Below are 18,635 nucleotides of genomic sequence, written 5' to 3' on the forward strand. Positions count from 1 at the left end.
TCAGATCTGATCCCCTGGCAACGGCTCGCAGCAGATCGGATTGGTTTCCCCGACGCCGACAGCCCACACAAGTGCGTTCTGGGACGTGGGATCCGATGCGGCCAGTGTACCCGCTCAATCCGGTGCGCCAGCAACGCCCGGCGGAGCGGCGGAGTCCGACCGAATATCGATCCTCCATCCCGTCATCCGGGCGGCCAGTCGCGCGTTCTGCCCTTCTCTACCGATCGCCAAGGACAACTGATAGTCCGGAACCGTGACGCGCGCCGATCTCGCTGCCGCATCTACGACTTCCACGCTGGTAACTCGGGCGGGCGAAAGGGCATTCGCGACGTACCGTGCGGGATCATCGCTGAAGTCGACGATGTCGATCTTCTCCCCTGACAGTTCGGCCATCACCTGACGCACGCGCTGTCCCATCGGCCCGATGCAGGAGCCCTTGGCGTTTACGTTCGGATTGTTGCTGCGAACGGCTATCTTCGTCCGATGACCCGCCTCCCGCGCCAGACCCACGATCTCCACCACGCCGTCCGCGATTTCCGGGACCTCCAGCGCGAACAGCTTCGCGACCAGATCCGGGTGAGTACGTGAGATGATGACCGACGTCCCGCTGGGGCCGCGCCTCACGGAGACGATCACGGCCTTGATGCGGTGACCGTGTTCATAGTTGTCTTGGGGAACCTGCTCAGCCGGGGGTAGGACGGCCTCGACCTTCCCCAAATCCACCAACACGACAGCCGGATCACGACCCTGCTGGATCGTGCCGCTGACAAGGTCGCCGGACCGAGCGGAGAACTCCTCGAACGAGCGGTCCGAACTGGCATCCCTCAACCGCTGTACCAGTACCTGACGCGCTGTGGCGGCCGCGACGCGTCCGAATCCGGCGGGAGTGTCGTCGTACTCCTCAACCAGATCACCCCTTTCGTCCAGCCTGGCAGCCCACACGGTGACGTGACCTGACTTGCGGTCCAAGCTGACCCTCGCGTGCTCGACTGCCCTGGGCTCGTGGGAGTAGGCGATCAGCAGAGCTTCCTCGATGCTCGACACCAGGAGATCCAGCGACAAGGACCGCTCGCGTACGAGAGTCTTGAGTGCGTCAATATCGATATCCATACCGCGTCACTCCTCGGTCTCGTCGCGCCGCTTGAACTCCACCTGCACGACGGCGCGTTCAATCGAATCCAGCGGCAATGATCGCTCACCTGCGCCGCTTTCCACTTCGTCAAGCACAACGCGGGAAGCTCGCTCGTCCACTCCGCGAATGCGGCCAATGATCGTCTCGCCAGCGGCTAGGACTCTCACCAGTCGGCCGACGTTCCTGCGCCAGTGCGATGGCGCAGTCAAGGGCCGATCGACTCCGGGACTGCTTACTTCCAGAACGTACGGCCTCTTACCCAGATGCGGGGAGTCTTCCAGCGCGGCTGACACGACCCTGGTCGCCGCCGCGAGTTCATCCAGGGTGATACCAGTCGGCGTGTCCACCGCTACGCGCAGTAGGCGACGCCCGCCAGCCGAGAGTACGCGAACTTCCTCCAGCTCGGCACCCGTGTCAGACAAGGGGCCAGCGATGACCTGAGTCAGTCGCTCGGCCAGATCCGATGCCATCGGTGCCTCCCTATGCGGTTGTCGCCTAGGCCAACCCCCAGTGTGTAACGTAGGCCGCCCGTCCTAGGGTAGCGACAAAGATGCCCTTCCCCCGACCACGGAGAACTACAGTGATCCAGCGACGCACACTGCTCGCCGGATTCCTGGCCGGAACCGCGCTCGCGGCCGTAGGCTGTTCCTCAGGCATCCCCGTGATTGGCAGCACCGACCCCGACGCGGAGGTCAAGGCAGGAACCGCTGAGTCAGAAGCCGGGCTCATCGCGATCTACGACTCAGTGATCGAAGCCTTCCCAGCCCTGGGCAAGGATCTGACGCCGTTCCGGGACCAACACAGCCAGCATCTGTCGGCGATAGTCGGGGACGGGGGGGCACCGGCTTCAGCTAACGTAACGATCGACGTCGCGAGCCAGCTGGACGCTGCTCGCCTGCTGCGACGCGCTGAGCGCCAGGCCGCCAAGCTTCGCGTCGAAGGATGCGTGGCGGCACGTGACGCATCCCTGTCCGAGCTCCTATCCGTGATCGGGTCATGCGAGGCGGCCCATGCCACGTTCCTGGCGGGGGTGCGCTGACATGGACGCGTGGGCAGCAGCGGCTCTGGGAGAAGAGGCCGCGATCTACGGATACGAAGTCCTGACCGCCCAACTTGTCGGAGCCGAGCGAATCAAAGCTCTGCGGGCCGTGAAGTCGCATGAACACGCTCGGGACAACGCACGCGACCGCCTGACCGAAGGTGGCGGGAACTTGGATGCTCCCGCTGCCTATGACCTGCCCTTCTCGATCACGTCGCCGGCCAGCGCCAAACGCTTGGCGATCCTGTTGGAGCTGCGACTGGTTTCTGTTTACGCATCGACGGTACGGCCGACTGATGGCTCCGCTCGAGCATATGCGGCAGCCTCAGCCCAGAAATGCGCATCCAGAGCGGTCGGTTGGGGATGGGTACCAACGGCGTTCCCCGGCATGGAGGCGGACCAGCCATCCGGACCAGCCGACACCTCCCGGTCGCCAGTCTCAGACGGGGCGCGCGTCGACTGAGGCGATCGCGCATAGATCAGCGATGATCTCGCCAACGGGCACCCTGCGGCGCTCGCCCGTGCGGCGGTCCTTCACCTCGACCGCCCCATCGGCCAGCGCCCTGCCCACGATCACAATCGTCGGCACGCCGATCAAGTCAGCGTCATTGAACTTGACTCCCGCGGAGACAGATGCGCGATCGTCGAACAGCACCCGGAGCCCGGCGGCCTGCGCGTCTTCGGCCAGCTTGGCGGCCGCCCCGGTCACATCGTCAGACTTGCCAGCCGCGATGACGTGGATGTCGGCGGGAGCGACTTCACGGGGCCAGCACAGCCCTCGGTCATCGCACAACTGCTCAGCGATCGCGGCCACAGCCCGTGAGACGCCGATTCCGTAGGAGCCCATCGTGACCGTGACGAGGCTGCCGTTGGGATCAAGTACTCGTAACCCAAGCGCCTCCGCGTACTTGCGTCCCAGCTGGAAGATGTGGCCGATCTCGATACCGCGAGCGATCTTCAGTGCCGATCCACAGTGCGGGCAGGGGTCGCCGTCAATCACTTCCGCGGCCTCTATCTGCCCGTCCGGCTCGAAATCCCGCCCAGCCACTAGGCCGAACACGTGGCGGTCGGGCGCATTCGCCCCCGTCACCCAGGCCGTTCCCGCCGCGACTCGCGGATCGACCAGGTACCGGATGCCGGTTGAGCTGCTCTCGCCCAACGCCCGCGGACCGATGTACCCGCGGACCAGTTCCGGATGGGCAGCGAAGTCATCCTCCTCGAAGACCGCCACGTCGCTTGGATGAAGGGCGGTTTCGAGCCGCTTCAGGTCCACCTCGCGGTTCCCGGGCAGTCCGATCACCAGAACGGAGCGCTGGCCATCCGGGCCCGTGACCTTGAGCACGACGTTCTTCAGCGTGTCGGCTGCCACCCAGGGCCGGTCCGCGCGTCGCAGTTCAGGAGTCTCGTTGGCGAACGCCACTAGCGAGTCGATGCTCGCCGTCCCAGGAGTGTCGGCTTCGACGGGTTGACCACGCTCCTCGCCGACGGGCACCGGCGGCACCGCAGTTGTGACGGCCTCGGTGTTGGCCGAGTAGTCGCACTCTGAACAGCGCACGAACGTGTCCTCGCCAAACTCACAGGGGGCGAGGAACTCCTCGCTTGCCGAGCCCCCCATGGCACCGGACTGGGCGGCGACGATGGCGAACGACAGTCCCAACCGTTCGAATGTCTTCACGTAGGCCGACCGATGCGCGGCGTAGCTTCTGCGCAATCCGTCATCGTCAACGTCGAACGAGTACGAGTCTTTCATCACGAACTCGCGGCCGCGCAGAATCCCCGCCCTGGGCCTTGCCTCATCCCGGTACTTCGTCTGGATCTGATACAGGCTCACCGGAAGGTCCTTGTATGAGGACACTTCCTGCTTGACCATCAGCGTGAAGAGCTCCTCGTGCGTGGGGCCGAGCAGATAGTCCCCGCCCCTACGATCGCGCAGCCGGAATAGCGTCTCGCCGTACTCGTCCCACCGACCAGTCCGCTCGTATGGCTCGCGCGGAATCAGTGCCGGGAAGTGAACCTCCTGGAAACCCGCGGCGTCCATCTCCTCGCGAACAATGCGCTCCACGTTGCGGTAGACCATGTATCCCAGCGGCAACCAGGAGAAGATGCCCGGCGCGACGCGTCTGACATAGCCAGCCCGGACCAGGAGCCGGTGGCTCGGTAGCTCCGCGTCAGCAGGATCCTCACGGAGCGTCCGCAGGAACAAGTGGGACATGCGAAGCACTTCAGACCTCCAACTCGAACACTCCGGTGAGAGTATCCGTCCTGACCGCCAACCCCCGCACGGCGCGGCGCCAGGCCCCGGCCTCCGGCTCCGCGGGAACGGCCGTTCCCGACAAACGCGACCGTTTGGGTACAGACGCGCCCGTTACAACGCCCGTTTCTTTCCGCAACTGTCGCGTTTGTTCGGAACGGCCGCTTCGGCGGGGGTGGCGGGCAGGCGGATGGACGTGGCGACGGAGGTGTCGGCGGCATGACCGGCGGCGCGTCAGAATCGAAGCGTCAGAACAGAACTGTCGCGAAGGTGCCGACCCTGCGGAATCCAGACTTCCGGTACGTGCGCAGAGCTCGCTCGTTGAACGAGTTGACGTACAAAGACACAGTTGGCGCCTTGCGCGAAGCCAATTCGACAACGGCGGCCATGCCTGGCGCCGACAGCCCCCGCCCGCGGTACTCCGGATCGACCCAAACTCCCTGTATCTGACATGCGGAGTCAGAAACAGCACCCATTTCCGCCTTGAACACAGGGCGGCCTTCCGCAAACCGGGCGAATGCACGCCCCGCCCGCACTAGTGCAGCGACGCGTCGGCGGTATCCAGGCCCAGCTCCGCCAGCCACAGGTGACACCCCGACCTCCTCGGTGAACATGGCCACGCACGCCGGGAAGATCGCGTCGATCTCGCCCGGCTGGACAGTCCTGACCGCCGGGTCGGGCTCGACTAGCGACGGTCCCTCGTAGACCATGAGCGGCTGATCAACGCGTACTTCACGTGCCGGGCCCCACGTATCCGCCAAGTGACTCCACAAGTCCAGGACCTCCTCCATAGGCCCGACGATCGATGAGCACCTCCTCGGCCGCCGCACCGCGAAACTGCCAAACGCCCGGCGGGCGTCCGCAGTGGTCTCGATTGGCACCAGATTCGCGCCCGTCAGAACGGCGGAAGTCAGTTCGCCTTCGCCAAATCCCCAAACCTCGCCGCCAAGTGACTCGGCGCGCAGGCCTCCATCAGCCAAGCGTGACGCGGCGACGCAGTGCCTAACGGGGTCTGACGCCAGCAGCGGCCATAGCAAGCACTCGTCTCCCGGACGGAGTACGCGCACGCCTGACTGCCAAGCGGTCATCTTGACACTTCGACCTCTGCGGAACCCGGCTCACGGCCCGCAGCGGCAAGCTTCTTGGCCTCTTCGATCAGCGTCTCCACGATCAAAGCCTCCGGCACGGTCTTGACTACTTCACCCTTGACGAAGATCTGACCCTTGCCGTTGCCGCTCGCCACACCGAGATCGGCCTCGCGAGCTTCCCCCGGGCCATTCACAACGCAACCCATCACGGCCACCCTCAGCGGAACATCCAATCCGGCCAGGCCCACGGTCACCTGCTCGGCGAGGGTGTAGACGTCGACCTGTGCCCGCCCACAGGAAGGACACGACACGATTTCGAGGTGCCGCTGCCGCAGATTCAACGACTCCAGGATCGCCGCTCCGACCTTGACTTCCTCAACTGGTGGAGCGGACAACGAAACCCTGATCGTGTCGCCGATCCCCTCTCCTAGCAGGACACCGAACGCCACGGCTGACTTGATGGTGCCCTGGAAGGCCGGGCCGGCCTCCGTGACCCCAAGATGCAGTGGGTAGTCGCAGCGGCTGGCCAGTAACCGGTACGCCTTCACCATCACCACCGGGTCATGGTGCTTGACGGAGATCTTCAGGTCAGTGAAGCCGTGATCTTCGAACAGCGAACACTCCCAAAGCGCGGACTCAACCAGGGCTTCGGGCGTGGCACGTCCGTGCTTCTTCAATACACCTGGTTCCAGCGAACCAGCGTTGACGCCTATTCGGATGGGCGTGCCCGCGTCCCCAGCGGCCCTCGCGATCTCAGCGATCTGGTCATCGAACCGCTTGATGTTGCCCGGGTTCACTCGAACCCCCGCGCACCCGGCGTCTATCGCCGCGAAAACGTACTTCGGCTGAAAGTGAATATCGGCGATGACCGGAATCGGCGACTTGGCGACTATCCCAGGCAGGGCATCGGCGTCGTCGGCGCTTGGAACAGCTACACGCACTACCTGGCACCCAGCGGCCGTGAGTTCAGCGATCTCCCGCAGCGTGGCGTCCACGTCAGCGGTCAGAGTCGTCGCCATTGACTGCACGCTGATCGGGGCGTCACCCCCAACCGCCACCGGATTCGTGGCGTGTCGCAGCACGATCCGTTTGGAGGGCCTTCGCGGAGCCAGTGTGTCCGGCGCCGGACGACCTACCGGAAGGATCATGCCTGGAGTCCTTTCACACGGGTCATCCCCCAAGCGTTATCGGCTTGACGATGTCGGCCCAAACCACCATGATTCCAACACCTATCAAGGTAATCGCCATCACGTAGGTGACCGGCAGCAAGCGAGCCGTGTCCACTGGCCCCGGATCGGGCCTGTGCCTCCAAGCCGCGAGCCGCCGACGTGCGGCTTCCCACAGCGCTGCCGCAACGTGCCCGCCGTCAAGTGGCAGCAGGGGCAGGAGGTTGAAGAGGAACAGGAACAGGTTCAGTAATGCCGCGAGCCCCAGGATCGACGCCGCTTTGGCGCGCAACGGCTCGTCAGTGGCCGCGATCTCCCCGCTGAGTCGGCTGACACCCACAACACTCACAGGGCCGCCCGGGTCTCGTTCGCCGTTGGTGGCCAGGGTGACGCCCAACTCATACAGCCGCGCCGGAAGGCCTCCCAGAGCAACCACAGAATCCCGAGTGATGCCCCAGATATGGGACGGAACTTCGGTCACCGCCAGGCCCTGGTATTCAGCCTGGGGCCGAACGCCCAGGAACGTCCGCTCACGGTAGTCCCCCGTAGGCCTGCTTTGTTCATCGAAGACCGGATATGACACCGAGGCCAGATCCGCCGTCAGCGACACGTTGCTGCCCCCCCGGTTCACAACCACAACCGTCGGGCCGAGCGCCGACTCCAGGCTCCGGGTCAGGTCCTCCCACGACGCGATCGACTCGTTGCCCACAGACACTATGGTGTCGCCCGCTCGTAGCCCAGCCTTCTTGGCGGGCGTCGCCTGCCCGGCGGGGCAGCTCCCGTCATCACCAACTTCGCCCCGAGGGTCATCGGCAGTCGGCACGCAGGGCACAACCCCGGCAACGCTGGTCGTCTGCACTGGCAGGCCTACGCCAACGAGCACAATCGAGAACAGAATCACGGCTAGCACAAGGTTCATCAGCGGCCCTGCCAGCATGATGGCCAGGCGCTTCGCCACGGGAAGCCGGTAGAAGACCCGGCCCTCGTCGCCGGGCTTGATCTCTTTGAGGGACTCCGAGCGCGCCTCGTCTATCAGGCGCGAGAAGCGGCCGCTCCGACGTCGCCCGATTCTCTCGGGCGGGTACATACCGACAATCCGGACGTAGCCGCCTAACGGCACAGCCTTGACGCCGTACTTGGTTTCGCCCTTCTGCCTGGACGCGAGCACCGGCCCGAATCCGATCATGAACTCGGTGATCTTCAAGCCGAAGCGCTTCGCCGTGGCGAAGTGCCCAAACTCGTGCAAAGCGATCGACGCGAAGATCAAGGCGATGAACGCGATGACGCCTATAGTCGTGGCAATGGCCTCGTTCAAGTCACTGACCTCCGGCCGATCAGGGCCGCGGCCCGCTCACGCGCCCATCCGTCAGCCCCTAGGACGTCCTGCAACTCCGCGACGTTCCGCGAGCTGCCAATCTCAGACATGTACTGGTCTACAACGCGCTCGATCGTGTCAACAATCCCCGGGAAGCTCAATCCGCCGGACAGGAATGCCGAGACAGCCACTTCGTCAGCGGCGTTGAACACCGCTGGGGCTGTCCCCCCGGCTTCACCGACCCGCGCGGCCAACCTCACAGCGGGAAAGGTGTCGTGATCAACGGGGTCGAAGGTCCACTGCGTCGGATGCGTCCAATCGCACGGCGCTGCCGCGCCCGGCACCCGCTCCGGCCACGCCAACCCCATCGCTATAGGCAGGCGCATGTCCGGTGGACTGGCCTGCGCCAGAGTCGATCCGTCAGTGAACTGCACCATCGAATGCACGACAGATTGCGGATGGACGACGACATCCATGCGCTCAAACGGAACATCGAAGAGCAGGTGCGCTTCGATCAGTTCGAGCCCCTTGTTGACCAACGTCGCCGAGTTGACGGTCACTAGGGCGCCCATGTCCCAGGTCGGGTGACACAACGCTTGCTCTGGGGTGACCCCGGCCAGAGCGGTCGCTGACCATCCTCTGAACGGCCCACCACTGGCGGTCAAGATCAGCCGTGCCACTTCCGCGCTGGACCCGCCGCGCAACGCCTGCGCGATCGCCGAGTGCTCGGAGTCGACGGGCACGATCTGGCCGGGTCTAGCCATGGCTTTGACCAGCGGGCCGCCGATGATGAGGGACTCCTTGTTGGCCAGAGCCAGAACTCGTCCCGCCTCAAGGGCGGCAACCGTCGGACGCAGCCCGGCCGCACCGGACAGTCCGTTCAGTACCACATCGCACTCGGCCGTCGCGAGCTCCGCTGAGGAGCCAGGCCCCGTCAGAAGCGTCACCGCGTGATCCGGCAGCTTTCGCGCGGATAGCTCAGCTCGTATCGCGCCGCGCACATCGTCGGCGCGCGCTGCGTCCGCCACGGCCACGATCGGCACGCGGTGAGCTGCCACCTGGCCCGCTATCAACCCCGGGCGAGCCCCCGTCGCGGAGAGCCCGACAACACGAAAGCGGTCTGGATTCGCGGCAATGACGTCCAAGGCCTGGGTCCCGATCGACCCGGTCGACCCGAGGACAACTACATCGCGCATGAAGTCATCTTCTCAGGTCCGCTTTGGCGGCGTGCCTGACGCGTGTGTGCCTCAACCCGCGAAGTAGGCGAATGCGAAGAGCGCCACGATCGCCAGTTGGAGCACTCGCGTGCCCCAGGCCATCACGGGCTTCAGGATTCCGCTCCAACTGGCCCATGCGTCAACGAGAGCCAACCCCGCGATGCCCGGCACGATCGTGATCAGAAGCAAGCCCCGCCGTTCATCCGGCGCCGCCGCACCCCATAGCAGCAGCACAGTCCAGCCGAGCATCAGCGGGGCACCGAAGCGCATCCCGTAGACGAAGCCGCGGTCGCGGTAGTCGAACCCATCCCGGTACCTGTACTGGGGCCGAAACGCCGCAGGCCACACCATCATCACGGCGGCACCCAGGTCGACGACAGCTCCGACCCAGAACGCGACAGTCAGCAACGTCATGGTGCGGCCTTAGCGGCCTCGCCCGCGAGAGCCTCGTCGGCGGGCTCACCCGGGGCTGGCAGCAACTCGTACTTGTTCACGTAGATCTCAAGCATGGCCAGCAACATTGCGGTGACCGGAACAGCCAGAAGAGCTCCGGCCACACCGAACAGGGCCGCCCCCATCAACACCGAGGCGAACGCGACGGCCGGATGCACATCTACCGCCCGAGCGCTGATTCTCGGTTCGAAGGTCAGGTTCTCGACCTGCTGGTAGACCAGAGCCCACACCAGCGCGGCGATCCCGATCCAGGGGCTACCGCTCAACAGACCGACAATGACCGGCAGCACGATCGATATGTACGTACCGATCGTCGGCACGAACTGGGCCACGATCCCTGTCCATAATCCAAGGGCGAGCCAGTACGGCATCCCGATCAAGGCAAACACGATCGCGCTGGTGCCGCTGTTGATCGCCGCGAGAACCACCCTCGCAGCCACGTACGAGCCGGTCTTCTCAGCCGTGAGGTCCCAAGCGTTGGCCACGATGCCCTGTACCCGTGCCGGGAACAATTGCGCCACCCACCGGCGCAGCCTCGGCCCGTCCGCCGACAGGTAGAAGGTGAGCAGCCCCAACGTGAACAGGCTGAAGATGCTACCCAGGACGGACGACAACAGCCCGAGGACCCCTCCGCCGACCTGGCTGGCGATGTCAGCTATCTGATCCGGCGTCAGGTTGACCTGCTCCAGGATGGTGTCCAGATCGAGATCCAGGCTGAATTGCTGGTTCGCCCACTCGATCACCCTGTCGATGAGACGCGGGACCGTCTCAATCATCTGTGCGATCTGGTCTATGAACAGCCGCCCGAACGCGAACAAGAACAGCACCACAGCCAGGACGAAGACCACCATCACGATCAACGTGGCCAGCCCCCGGCGCATGCGCTTCGCCAGCCTTGAGACAGCCGGCTCCATCGCGATACTCGCGAACCACGCCATGAGGACCGTGAAGATCACGCCACCGCCGTCGTCCAGCACGAACGCCAGGAACCAGGCGATAGCCGCCACTCCGAGAAGCACGAACCCGATCCGCCAGATATTGCGCCCTGACAGAGTCACCTCGACTGATCTTCGATCAGGCTCAGCCGGAAGCCGTCCGGAATCCTCTGTCGCATCGGTCAGCGGTTCGGTCACAGCTTGCTCCTTGGACGTAGCTGCATCCTAGGGATTCTGGACCCCGCGGCCGACCGATTCGCGTCAACTGCCGCCGAGCTGCCCGCATGCCCCGCCGATCTCGCCGCCGCGTGACGCACGAACCGAAACCTGCACTCCGCGGCCCCGCAATCGGGACACGAACTCCGACCCAGCTGACGCATCGGATGCAGTCCATCCAGAACCGGAGGTCGGGCTCAGCGGGATCACGTTCACGTGAGCCAAGCGGCCCTTGACGAGGGACGCCAGCGCGTCAGCCCGCCACAGTTGATCGTTCACATCCCCGATCAAGGCGTATTCGACGCTGTACCTGCGACCGGTCCGGTCGGCGTATTCGTCAGCGGCGCGCATGACTTCGGCAACCGGCCAACGCTTGTTGACCGGGACAAGCGAGTCGCGCAGGTCGTCGTCCGGAGCGTGGAGCGACACAGCGAGCGTGACCGGCAACCCTTCGGTGGCCAGATCCAGAATCCTGGGGACCAGTCCTGCCGTTGAGACAGTCACCGACCGGGCCGAGATTCCAAATCCGGAGGGTGCCGGCGAGATGATGCACCTCAGGGCAGCCACCACCGCCCGGTAGTTGGCCAGCGGCTCCCCCATCCCCATGAACACGACGTTGCCGAGTCTCAGCGGCCGGGTGGGCGACCAGTTCGCGGCCTCGACTGCTGCCAGCCGAACCTGCTCCACGATCTCCCCGGTGCTCAAGTTCCGGACGAGTCCCCCTTGTCCCGTCGCGCAGAACGGGCATCCGATGCCGCAGCCAGCCTGCGACGACACGCACACCGTGACCCGATCCGGGTACGCCATCACGACGCTTTCAATCCGCGCATCACCGGCGATCCGCCACGAGAACTTGCGGGTATCACCGCCGTCGCAAGCTACCTGGCGGTCCGTCTCGAGCAGATTCGGGAACCACTCCTTGGCCACCGTTCCGGCGACGGCGGATGACAAATCCGTCCATGAACCAGGGTCGGCCGACAGTCCGGAGAAGTAGTGCCTGGAGACCTGATCCGCGCGAAACTTCGCCAAACCCGCTGCGGTCACCGCCAACACGCGCTCCTCCGGCGTCATGTCAGCCCAATGGACCGGCGGCTTCACCGCGCTTCGCTCACGTGCCGAGGAACGCGGCGAACAGCGCCCACGAAACGAATGCGTTGGGGATGATCGAGTCCAGCCTGTCCATCAGACCGCCATGGCCTGGGATAGTCGTGCCCATGTCCTTGACGCCCAGATCCCTCTTGATCGCGCTCTCGACCAGATCCCCCAGAGTCGCCGAGAACGTCATGATCAAGCCAGTGATCAGCCCGGCCCACCACGCCCCGCTCAGCAGCCAAACGAACAGCCAAGCGCCAACACCCGCCTGGAGAGCCAGCGATCCACCAAAACCTTCCCAGGACTTCTTGGGACTGATGCTCGGGACCATCGGATGCTTGCCGAACAGGACGCCCACCGCGTAGCCCCCGACATCACTACTGGCCGTAAGCGCGAGAAACACGATGATCCGGAACTGACCGTCATCGGACCGCAGCAGAAGCATCACGAAGCCGAGCATCAGTGGCAGATACGCGGCAAGGAAGACACTGGCGGTCACGTCCCGGACGTACCTGTCAGTCCCGCTAGCGAGCCTGGAGACCAGGATGGCGAGCACTAGGGCCGCGAACACCACAAGCATCGCCTGCTCCCCATGGGCATACGACGCCCAGGCGATCACCGGCACCGCCACGACGAGCGGCCACACGACTACCGCGATCGTTTGGCGGGTGAACGCTCCCTTCATCTCCCAGACCGCGACTATCAGGAACACCGCCGCATAGGCCACGAAGACCCACTTGACCCACAGCAGGATCGCGAGCGTCACGGCGCCAAGCACTACCCCGACAGCTATGGCCAAGGGCAGATTCCTGCCAGCGCGAGAATTCTGCTCGGATGGCTCGGCTGGGGCGGCGGACCCGGCCACGTCAGACATCGAGGAGTTCGGTCTCTTTGTGCTTGAGCATCTCGTCGATGTGAATCACACGCTCATGGGTCGCCTCATCGAGGTGCTTCTCAGCCCGGCGCACGTCATCCTCACCAGCGTCACCGTCCTTCATCAACCGATCCAGAGTCTGGTTCGCGTGCCGACGGACGTTACGGATCGAGACACGGGCATCCTCCGCCTTGTGCTTGGCCTGTTTGATGTACTCGCGGCGGCGCTCCTCGGTGAGTTGCGGGAGCACGACACGGATGATCATTCCGTCCGAAGCTGGGTTGACCCCCAGGTCAGAGTTTCGGATCGCCTTCTCGACCGCGTCGATGGTGGACTTGTCGTAGGGGGTGATGATCACCATCCGGGCCTCGGGTGAGGCGAACGACGCCAGCTGATTTATCGGAGTGGCGGTTCCGTAGTAGTCGATCGTTAGCTTGGCGAACATGGCCGGGTTGGCCCGTCCCGTGCGGATCGCTGTGAAGTCGTCGCGAGCGACCGCGAGCGCCTTGTCCATCTTCTCCTCGGCCTCGAGCAGAATGTCATCGATCACGTTCGCTCCTATTCCGCCTATGGCTGCCGCTTCATCGGCGATGAGCTAGCAGCCACGCCGATCAGTCGATCAACGTTCCGATCCTCTCACCCCGAACAGCGCGTGCGATGTTGCCTTCCACCAAGAGATTGAACACGATGATCGGCATCTTGTTGTCCCGGCACAGACTGATGGCGGTGGCATCGGCGACCCTCAGGTTGCGCTGCAACACGTCGTCGTACTTGAGCCTGGGCAGCAGCTTGGCGTCCGGCACTGTGCGGGGATCAGCGTCGTAGACGCCATCTACGCCCTTTGCCATGAGAACGACTTCCGCGCCAATCTCTAGAGCCCGCTGAGCCGCGGTTGTATCGGTCGAGAAGTACGGCTGCCCGAGTCCCGCTCCGAAGATGACGACCCTACCCTTGTCGAGATGCCGACGCGCACGCCTGGGAATGTAGGGCTCGGCCACCTGACCCATCGAGATGGCAGTCTGAACGCGCGTTTCGATGCCTTGCTTCTCGCAGAAATCCTGCAGTGCGAGGCAGTTCATCACAGTGCCGAGCATCCCCATATAGTCGGCGCGAGCGCGGTCCATGCCATGCTCCGACAACTGCACGCCACGGAAGTAGTTACCCCCACCGATCACGACAGCCACCTCGGCGCCGCTTCGCAGGACTGTGGCGATCTGCATGGCGATCTGGCGCACGACTACCGGATCAACGCCAAGGCCGCCGCCTCCCGCGAAGGCCTCCCCGCTCAGCTTCAGCACAACCCGTCGGAAGCCGCCTTCCGGAGCTTCGGGCCACATTTCTACAGTGCCCTCGAGGGTGGCTTGCACAACGCCATCGGGGTCGGCGATCATCGCCGATCCAGGCATCGTCCTGGCCCGGTGCGGGCCACGCTAGCCCTCCCCCACTTCGACGCGCGCGAATGACAAGACAGTGGTTCCCGCCTCGTCAAGCACGGCCTTCACGGTCTTCTTGGACTCCTTGACAGATGGCTGCGCGAGCAGGACTACGTCCTTGAAGAACCCGTTCAATCGTCCTTCGACAATCTTTGGCAGGGCGCCCTCGGGCTTGCCCTCCTCACGGGCAGTTGCCTCCGCGATCCGGCGTTCGCTCTCGACCAGATCCTCGGGAACATCGTCCCTGGTCAGGAACCGGGGGCGCATGGCCGCGATCTGCATCGCGACGGTCTTGGCAGTGTCACGGTCCCCGGTGAACGAGACCAGTACACCCAAGGCTGGCGGCAGATCAGCGGCCTTCGTGTGAAGGTACGCGATCACATCTCCGTCCAGGATCGCGATTTGTCCAAGCTCCAACTTCTCGCCAATGACCGCGGCGAGCCGCTCCAGCGCCTCGGCGACGGTTTCGCCGGATCGCAGTGGCAGCTGAGCGAGAGCAGCGGGGTCCGAAGGGTGCTGATCGTCGGCGAGAGCCGCGATCTGCGCGGCGAGATCGCCGAAATCGGCGCTCTTCGCGACGAAGTCAGTCTCGCATCGCACCTCGACAAGGGCGTTTCCAGATTGCGCCACAAGACCGTTGCTCGCGGTGCGTTGCGCCCCGCGCTTGGCGGCCTTGGCTGCTCCGGAGATCCTCAGGATCTCGACTGCCCTATCCAGCGACCCCTCGGCCTCGGCGAGAGCCTTCTTGCACTCCATCATTCCCGTGCCGGTGAGGTCACGCAGCCGCTTCACTTCAGCGGCGGTGATCGTCGCCATTTCGTGTCCCTCTCATCTGTGTCGGGCGGTCGGTCTTCGCTTCAGGCTGTGACTTCCGCAGCGGGCTGCTCTGCTTCGGCCTCAGGTTCCGCAACTGCGGGAGCCCCAGCGGCGGGAGCCCCAGCGGCGGGAGCCTCAGCCGGTGCGGCCTCAGCGGCGGGAGCCTCAGCCGGTGCTGCCAGCACTTCGCGCTCCCACTCTGCCAACGGCTCGGCGGCTTCTTCAGCGTCGCCGCCCGACCGCGCGGTCAGGCCAGCCGCGACCGCGTCGGCGATCACGCGCGTCAACAGCGAGACCGCACGGATCGCGTCATCGTTACCTGGGACGGGGTAGTCGACTTCATCCGGGTCGCAGTTGGTGTCCAGGATCGCGATCACCGGGATGCCGAGCTTGCGCGCCTCGGCTACCGCGATCTGTTCCTTCTTGGTGTCCACGATCCACACCGCGCTGGGGACCTTGTCCATGGTTCGAATCCCGCCGAGCGTGCGCTCAAGCTTCTCTTTCTCACGGCGCAGGGACAACAGCTCCTTCTTGGTCTTCCCCGAACCCGCGACGTCGTCGAAGTTGATCTCCTCGAGTTCCTTGAGGCGCTCGAGCCGCTGGTGAACTGTGCTGAAGTTGGTCAGCATCCCGCCCAGCCAGCGGTTGTTGACGTAAGGCATCCCGACACGGGTCGCCTGAGACGAAACCGCCTCCTGCGCCTGCTTCTTCGTGCCAACGAACAGAACCGTCCCGCCATGGGCGACGGTCTCGCTTACGAATTCGTAGGCCCTGTCAATGAAGGACAGGGACTGCTGCAAGTCAATGATGTAGATCCCGTTGCGCTCAGTGAAGATGAAGCGCTTCATCTTGGGGTTCCACCGGCGAGTCTGATGTCCGAAGTGCACTCCACTGTCGAGCATCTGACGCATTGTCACGACGGCCATGTGGCGCTCGTCCTTTCAGCGCCGCCCAGCGGCGCGCTTCGGTTGCCGCACGACTCCTGTTGGGGCCGTGCCCTGGTGCCCGGGCCCGCCACCCCGAAGGGACCGACGGCGGACGCGATCGAACTGGCCGATGGGCACGCGTATTCCGGCGACCTCTGCCGCCGGTCCCGACAGTGTATCCCGCGATCCCGCGGACTGGAATTCCACGCCGAGACTCATCAAATGTGCTCGCGAAAGCGATCGCGTGCCTCACGTAGGAAATGCTCGCGAAACGGGCCTCTCCTGACACACCCATGCCTCGACTGGCCCCAGGCGCCGACCCAGTCCCAGGCCAGCGGGACGGACGGTGCCTCCGAACCTGCACACCGCGCCAATCTGCCCGAAAGGGGGGTACCCCTTCCCCAAAGGGGAGACCCCAACTGGGGGAGTCGTTACCGAGCGGATATTCGCGTTCTAAACGACCATATCGGGTCGATGCGGTCCAGGAACCCGACAAAACGGACAGGTAGATCCTTCACTGGCTCGCTTCCGCCCCCGCCCGAGCTCCCTGCCTCCCCAACCCACGAATACATCACAAGAGCCGGAAGCGGATAAGGCATCCGACCTGATTTCGCGAGCATCTTGACATGAGGCGCCACGACACCGATCACGCTCCGCAGTTTGGGACTGCCGGTCTCCGGATCAACCCGAGATGCTGGCTAACCGACCGGAGGTGGCATTCCTAGCAGACCGGGCTCCATGGGGTCGTCCGGCGAATCCGCGAGGCGCTGGCCGAGATCCACGCCGTGAGGGACGCGTCTTGATCAGCGTCACATCCGCAGCAACTCAACTTCGCCGACCGCGCGGCTACCCAAGTCCTTCAGCCCGTTGTCGAAGGTCACGAGGCAGCCACTCCGACGCATCGCCAACGCCAGAAGGTGCGCATCAGTAACCTGCCGAAACCCGGTAATCAGCTCAGGAGCAATCTCTGGACAATCCGCCAGAGAGACGTCATCGGACCAGAAGTGATGGCCGGGCTGATCCCGCAGCGCTCCGAGCAAGTCGATCGCCTCCTTGGGCGAGCGGGCTTCCGGGATTACCCTACGGTTGCTTGAAACCCGGACGAAGCCGGCTTCGGTCAGGGGCGCGGTCGCCCATCCGCGGGTGCGGTGGTCGAGGAACCACTGGGAGGCCGATTCGTGATGAACGTGATTGGGCCATGCCAGAGCGACGAGCACATTCACATCCAGCAGAGCTATCAAGATTCCTCGTTGGCCGCGCGGACCATCTCGGGAGTGATCACGGCGGCGTGCTCACCGACCTCGAATGTGGGGATTCCCCGGCGCCGGATGGGGCTGCGCGGCGCAAGGCCTCGGCGCGCCAGCTCGGACAGGGCGGCTCCCAAACTGACCTTCTTCTCAGCAGCCAGCGTCCGAGCAGCTGCCAGGACTTCCTCGTCAACATCGACAGTTGTGCGCACCATGTCATCATAGCATCATGATGTCCGCGCCCGGATGCGGAATCTGCGGCGGCCGGGAGTTCAGGCGTCAGGGGCAGGGCGGCGGAGTCTTAGTCGTGTAGTGGAACCGCAGCGCGCGCGGCTTGTAGATCGACTTGAATCGCAGTACGTCCCCGGGCTTCGGATCATCCATGATGCTCCGATAGAGGGCCTTCCCTTTCAGGAACTTGACGTATCCCTTGGCGTTCGGGCTCGGCCATCCCGGAGGCGGCCCACCATTCCCCCACTTCGTGGGGGGACCCCCACCGAACGGAGACGTCTCCCAGGTGGTCCCCTGGATCTGAAGGAACTGGATCCCGCACTTCGTCGACAACTTCACCGGATTGGCGTCGAGGAGGTCGTCGAGGTAGCTACCCTTCGGCCACACATCAGGAGTCGGCCAAACCTCAGATGGGAAGGGCTCCGGGGAAGAAGGTTCCGGCTCGGGCGAAGAACACGCCGCGACAACACCTGCCAGCGCGACCGCTACCACCATCGCAAGCACATGGCGACTCCGGCCACTTCCCATGATCACTCCCCTTACCAGGACGCAGCTGATCGGGGCCGACTCGGCCGCAGTGCTGCTCGCGTCCTGGTCTCTGACGCCAGAGCCGCGTCGAAAGTTCCCGGCACTGGCCGCCGACCGGGCGCCCAGGCATCAGGGGCAGGGAGGCGGAGTCTTAGTCGTGTAGTGGAACCGCAACATCTTCGGCTCGTACGTCGACTCGAAGATCAGGTCCGTCCAGGTTGGCTCGCCTGGTCCCCCAATCTCCGCTCCGTAGACTGCCTTTCCCTTGGCGTAGGGGCTCGGCCATCCCGGAGGCGGCCCACCATCACCAAAAGGCGATGTCTCCCACGTGTACCCCTCGAACCGGAGGAACTGGATCCCGCACTTCGTAGACAACTTCACCCGGGGACCTATGACCAGTGGTATCGGCATGTCACTGGGCCACACATCAGGAGTCGGCCAAACCTCAGCTGGGAAAGGCTCAGGGGAAGAAGGTCCCGGCTCCGGAGAAGAACACGCCGCGACAACACCTACCAGCACAATCCCGATCAACAGCGCTGTTGACCGCCAGGCTGGCTGAGGATGATGCCGTCACGGTGGGCTGATCTCTCAGTGACGTGAGGGCCGCATGGGACCCCGTCATGTGGTTGTTCATGTGCGTCGTCATAGTGAGGATGTAGCGAAGGATGGGCGACGG

General features: G+C 64.5%; 22 protein-coding genes. 2 read left to right on the plus strand and 20 right to left on the minus strand.

What is annotated here, in order from left to right:
• Positions 1-114 precede the first annotated feature (114 nt).
• Both nusA and rimP read right to left on the minus strand, forming a co-directional pair.
• Entirely contained in the window at positions 115-1,110 is a 996-nt protein-coding gene (nusA, locus tag Q8P38_05255) for a transcription termination factor NusA (protein ID MDP4014006.1), read from the minus strand.
• Positions 1,111-1,116: 6 nt separating this feature from the next.
• The gene (gene rimP, locus Q8P38_05260; GenBank protein MDP4014007.1) at positions 1,117-1,602 is read right to left on the minus strand and encodes a ribosome maturation factor RimP; all 486 of its coding nucleotides are present in this window, start codon (positions 1,600-1,602) and stop codon (positions 1,117-1,119) included.
• A gap of 110 nt (positions 1,603-1,712) precedes the next feature.
• On the opposite strand from rimP, the gene Q8P38_05265 reads away from it, so the two are divergent.
• Both Q8P38_05265 and Q8P38_05270 read left to right on the plus strand, forming a co-directional pair.
• The gene (locus Q8P38_05265; GenBank protein ID MDP4014008.1) at positions 1,713-2,171 is read left to right on the plus strand and encodes a hypothetical protein; all 459 of its coding nucleotides are present in this window, start codon (positions 1,713-1,715) and stop codon (positions 2,169-2,171) included.
• A gap of 1 nt (position 2,172) precedes the next feature.
• Positions 2,173-2,634 carry a ferritin-like domain-containing protein gene (locus tag Q8P38_05270; protein MDP4014009.1) on the plus strand — a complete coding sequence of 154 codons (462 nt, stop codon included), beginning with the start codon at positions 2,173-2,175 and terminating at the stop codon, positions 2,632-2,634.
• Here Q8P38_05270 and Q8P38_05275 read toward each other — a convergent pair.
• The 18 genes from Q8P38_05275 to Q8P38_05360 all read right to left on the minus strand — a co-directional run.
• Positions 2,611-4,383, minus strand: a complete 1,773-nt coding sequence (locus tag Q8P38_05275) for a proline--tRNA ligase (protein ID MDP4014010.1) — start codon at positions 4,381-4,383, stop codon at positions 2,611-2,613. The two genes, Q8P38_05270 and Q8P38_05275, sit on opposite strands and share 24 nt — an antisense overlap.
• A gap of 287 nt (positions 4,384-4,670) precedes the next feature.
• The gene (locus Q8P38_05280; GenBank protein ID MDP4014011.1) at positions 4,671-5,510 is read right to left on the minus strand and encodes a GNAT family N-acetyltransferase; all 840 of its coding nucleotides are present in this window, start codon (positions 5,508-5,510) and stop codon (positions 4,671-4,673) included.
• The gene (gene ispG / locus Q8P38_05285; protein MDP4014012.1) at positions 5,507-6,658 is read right to left on the minus strand and encodes a flavodoxin-dependent (E)-4-hydroxy-3-methylbut-2-enyl-diphosphate synthase; all 1,152 of its coding nucleotides are present in this window, start codon (positions 6,656-6,658) and stop codon (positions 5,507-5,509) included. The genes Q8P38_05280 and ispG overlap by 4 nt, the downstream gene beginning before the upstream one ends.
• A 22-nt stretch (positions 6,659-6,680) precedes the next feature.
• Positions 6,681-7,991, minus strand: coding sequence for a site-2 protease family protein (locus tag Q8P38_05290; GenBank protein MDP4014013.1), 1,311 nt, complete (start codon positions 7,989-7,991; stop codon positions 6,681-6,683).
• Positions 7,988-9,187 carry a 1-deoxy-D-xylulose-5-phosphate reductoisomerase gene (gene dxr / locus Q8P38_05295; protein ID MDP4014014.1) on the minus strand — a complete coding sequence of 400 codons (1,200 nt, stop codon included), beginning with the start codon at positions 9,185-9,187 and terminating at the stop codon, positions 7,988-7,990. The genes Q8P38_05290 and dxr overlap by 4 nt, the downstream gene beginning before the upstream one ends.
• Positions 9,188-9,238: 51 nt before the next feature.
• Entirely contained in the window at positions 9,239-9,622 is a 384-nt protein-coding gene (locus Q8P38_05300) for a hypothetical protein (GenBank protein MDP4014015.1), read from the minus strand.
• Positions 9,619-10,794, minus strand: a complete 1,176-nt coding sequence (locus tag Q8P38_05305; protein ID MDP4014016.1) for an AI-2E family transporter — start codon at positions 10,792-10,794, stop codon at positions 9,619-9,621. The genes Q8P38_05300 and Q8P38_05305 overlap by 4 nt, the downstream gene beginning before the upstream one ends.
• Positions 10,795-10,857: 63 nt before the next feature.
• On the minus strand, positions 10,858-11,910 hold the full coding sequence (gene rlmN, locus Q8P38_05310; protein ID MDP4014017.1) for a 23S rRNA (adenine(2503)-C(2))-methyltransferase RlmN: 1,053 nt from the start codon (positions 11,908-11,910) through the stop codon (positions 10,858-10,860).
• A 10-nt stretch (positions 11,911-11,920) separates the two neighbouring features.
• Positions 11,921-12,778 carry a phosphatidate cytidylyltransferase gene (locus Q8P38_05315; GenBank protein ID MDP4014018.1) on the minus strand — a complete coding sequence of 286 codons (858 nt, stop codon included), beginning with the start codon at positions 12,776-12,778 and terminating at the stop codon, positions 11,921-11,923.
• Positions 12,771-13,328 carry a ribosome recycling factor gene (gene frr, locus Q8P38_05320; GenBank protein MDP4014019.1) on the minus strand — a complete coding sequence of 186 codons (558 nt, stop codon included), beginning with the start codon at positions 13,326-13,328 and terminating at the stop codon, positions 12,771-12,773. Before frr ends, Q8P38_05315 begins: the two co-directional genes overlap by 8 nt.
• Before the next feature lie 61 nt (positions 13,329-13,389).
• On the minus strand, positions 13,390-14,169 hold the full coding sequence (gene pyrH / locus Q8P38_05325; protein MDP4014020.1) for a UMP kinase: 780 nt from the start codon (positions 14,167-14,169) through the stop codon (positions 13,390-13,392).
• Between the two features lie 39 nt (positions 14,170-14,208).
• Positions 14,209-15,027 (minus strand): translation elongation factor Ts, encoded by an 819-nt coding sequence (gene tsf, locus Q8P38_05330; GenBank protein ID MDP4014021.1) that lies wholly within the window; start codon positions 15,025-15,027, stop codon positions 14,209-14,211.
• A gap of 41 nt (positions 15,028-15,068) precedes the next feature.
• A complete protein-coding gene (gene rpsB, locus Q8P38_05335) occupies positions 15,069-15,953 on the minus strand; it encodes a 30S ribosomal protein S2 (GenBank protein ID MDP4014022.1) in 885 nt (294 codons plus the stop codon).
• A gap of 809 nt (positions 15,954-16,762) precedes the next feature.
• Complete coding sequence (locus Q8P38_05340; GenBank protein ID MDP4014023.1) at positions 16,763-17,194, minus strand: VapC toxin family PIN domain ribonuclease; 432 nt, start codon at positions 17,192-17,194, stop codon at positions 16,763-16,765.
• Positions 17,191-17,415, minus strand: coding sequence for a hypothetical protein (locus tag Q8P38_05345; GenBank protein MDP4014024.1), 225 nt, complete (start codon positions 17,413-17,415; stop codon positions 17,191-17,193). Before Q8P38_05345 ends, Q8P38_05340 begins: the two co-directional genes overlap by 4 nt.
• 64 nt (positions 17,416-17,479) lie before the next feature.
• Positions 17,480-17,959 (minus strand): hypothetical protein, encoded by a 480-nt coding sequence (locus Q8P38_05350; GenBank protein MDP4014025.1) that lies wholly within the window; start codon positions 17,957-17,959, stop codon positions 17,480-17,482.
• A gap of 129 nt (positions 17,960-18,088) precedes the next feature.
• Positions 18,089-18,340 (minus strand): hypothetical protein, encoded by a 252-nt coding sequence (locus Q8P38_05355; protein ID MDP4014026.1) that lies wholly within the window; start codon positions 18,338-18,340, stop codon positions 18,089-18,091.
• 79 nt (positions 18,341-18,419) lie between these two features.
• Positions 18,420-18,635: hypothetical protein (locus tag Q8P38_05360; GenBank protein ID MDP4014027.1), on the minus strand; the 216-nt coding region annotated here is incomplete at its 5' end.

The sequence above is a fragment of the Candidatus Nanopelagicales bacterium genome (genome assembly GCA_030700225.1).
Lineage (GTDB): Bacteria > Actinomycetota > Actinomycetes > S36-B12.

Coding starts and splice junctions, on each gene's coding strand:
- nusA (MDP4014006.1), bottom strand. CDS start 1,110: ATGGATATCGATATTGACGCACTCAAGACTCTCGTACGCGAGCGGTCC.
- rimP (MDP4014007.1), bottom strand. CDS start 1,602: ATGGCATCGGATCTGGCCGAGCGACTGACTCAGGTCATCGCTGGCCCC.
- Q8P38_05270 (MDP4014009.1), top strand. CDS start 2,173: ATGGACGCGTGGGCAGCAGCGGCTCTGGGAGAAGAGGCCGCGATCTAC.
- Q8P38_05275 (MDP4014010.1), bottom strand. CDS start 4,383: ATGTCCCACTTGTTCCTGCGGACGCTCCGTGAGGATCCTGCTGACGCG.
- Q8P38_05280 (MDP4014011.1), bottom strand. CDS start 5,510: ATGACCGCTTGGCAGTCAGGCGTGCGCGTACTCCGTCCGGGAGACGAG.
- ispG (MDP4014012.1), bottom strand. CDS start 6,658: ATGATCCTTCCGGTAGGTCGTCCGGCGCCGGACACACTGGCTCCGCGA.
- dxr (MDP4014014.1), bottom strand. CDS start 9,187: ATGCGCGATGTAGTTGTCCTCGGGTCGACCGGGTCGATCGGGACCCAG.
- Q8P38_05300 (MDP4014015.1), bottom strand. CDS start 9,622: ATGACGTTGCTGACTGTCGCGTTCTGGGTCGGAGCTGTCGTCGACCTG.
- Q8P38_05315 (MDP4014018.1), bottom strand. CDS start 12,778: ATGTCTGACGTGGCCGGGTCCGCCGCCCCAGCCGAGCCATCCGAGCAG.
- pyrH (MDP4014020.1), bottom strand. CDS start 14,169: ATGATCGCCGACCCCGATGGCGTTGTGCAAGCCACCCTCGAGGGCACT.
- tsf (MDP4014021.1), bottom strand. CDS start 15,027: ATGGCGACGATCACCGCCGCTGAAGTGAAGCGGCTGCGTGACCTCACC.
- rpsB (MDP4014022.1), bottom strand. CDS start 15,953: ATGGCCGTCGTGACAATGCGTCAGATGCTCGACAGTGGAGTGCACTTC.
- Q8P38_05345 (MDP4014024.1), bottom strand. CDS start 17,415: ATGGTGCGCACAACTGTCGATGTTGACGAGGAAGTCCTGGCAGCTGCT.
- Q8P38_05350 (MDP4014025.1), bottom strand. CDS start 17,959: ATGGGAAGTGGCCGGAGTCGCCATGTGCTTGCGATGGTGGTAGCGGTC.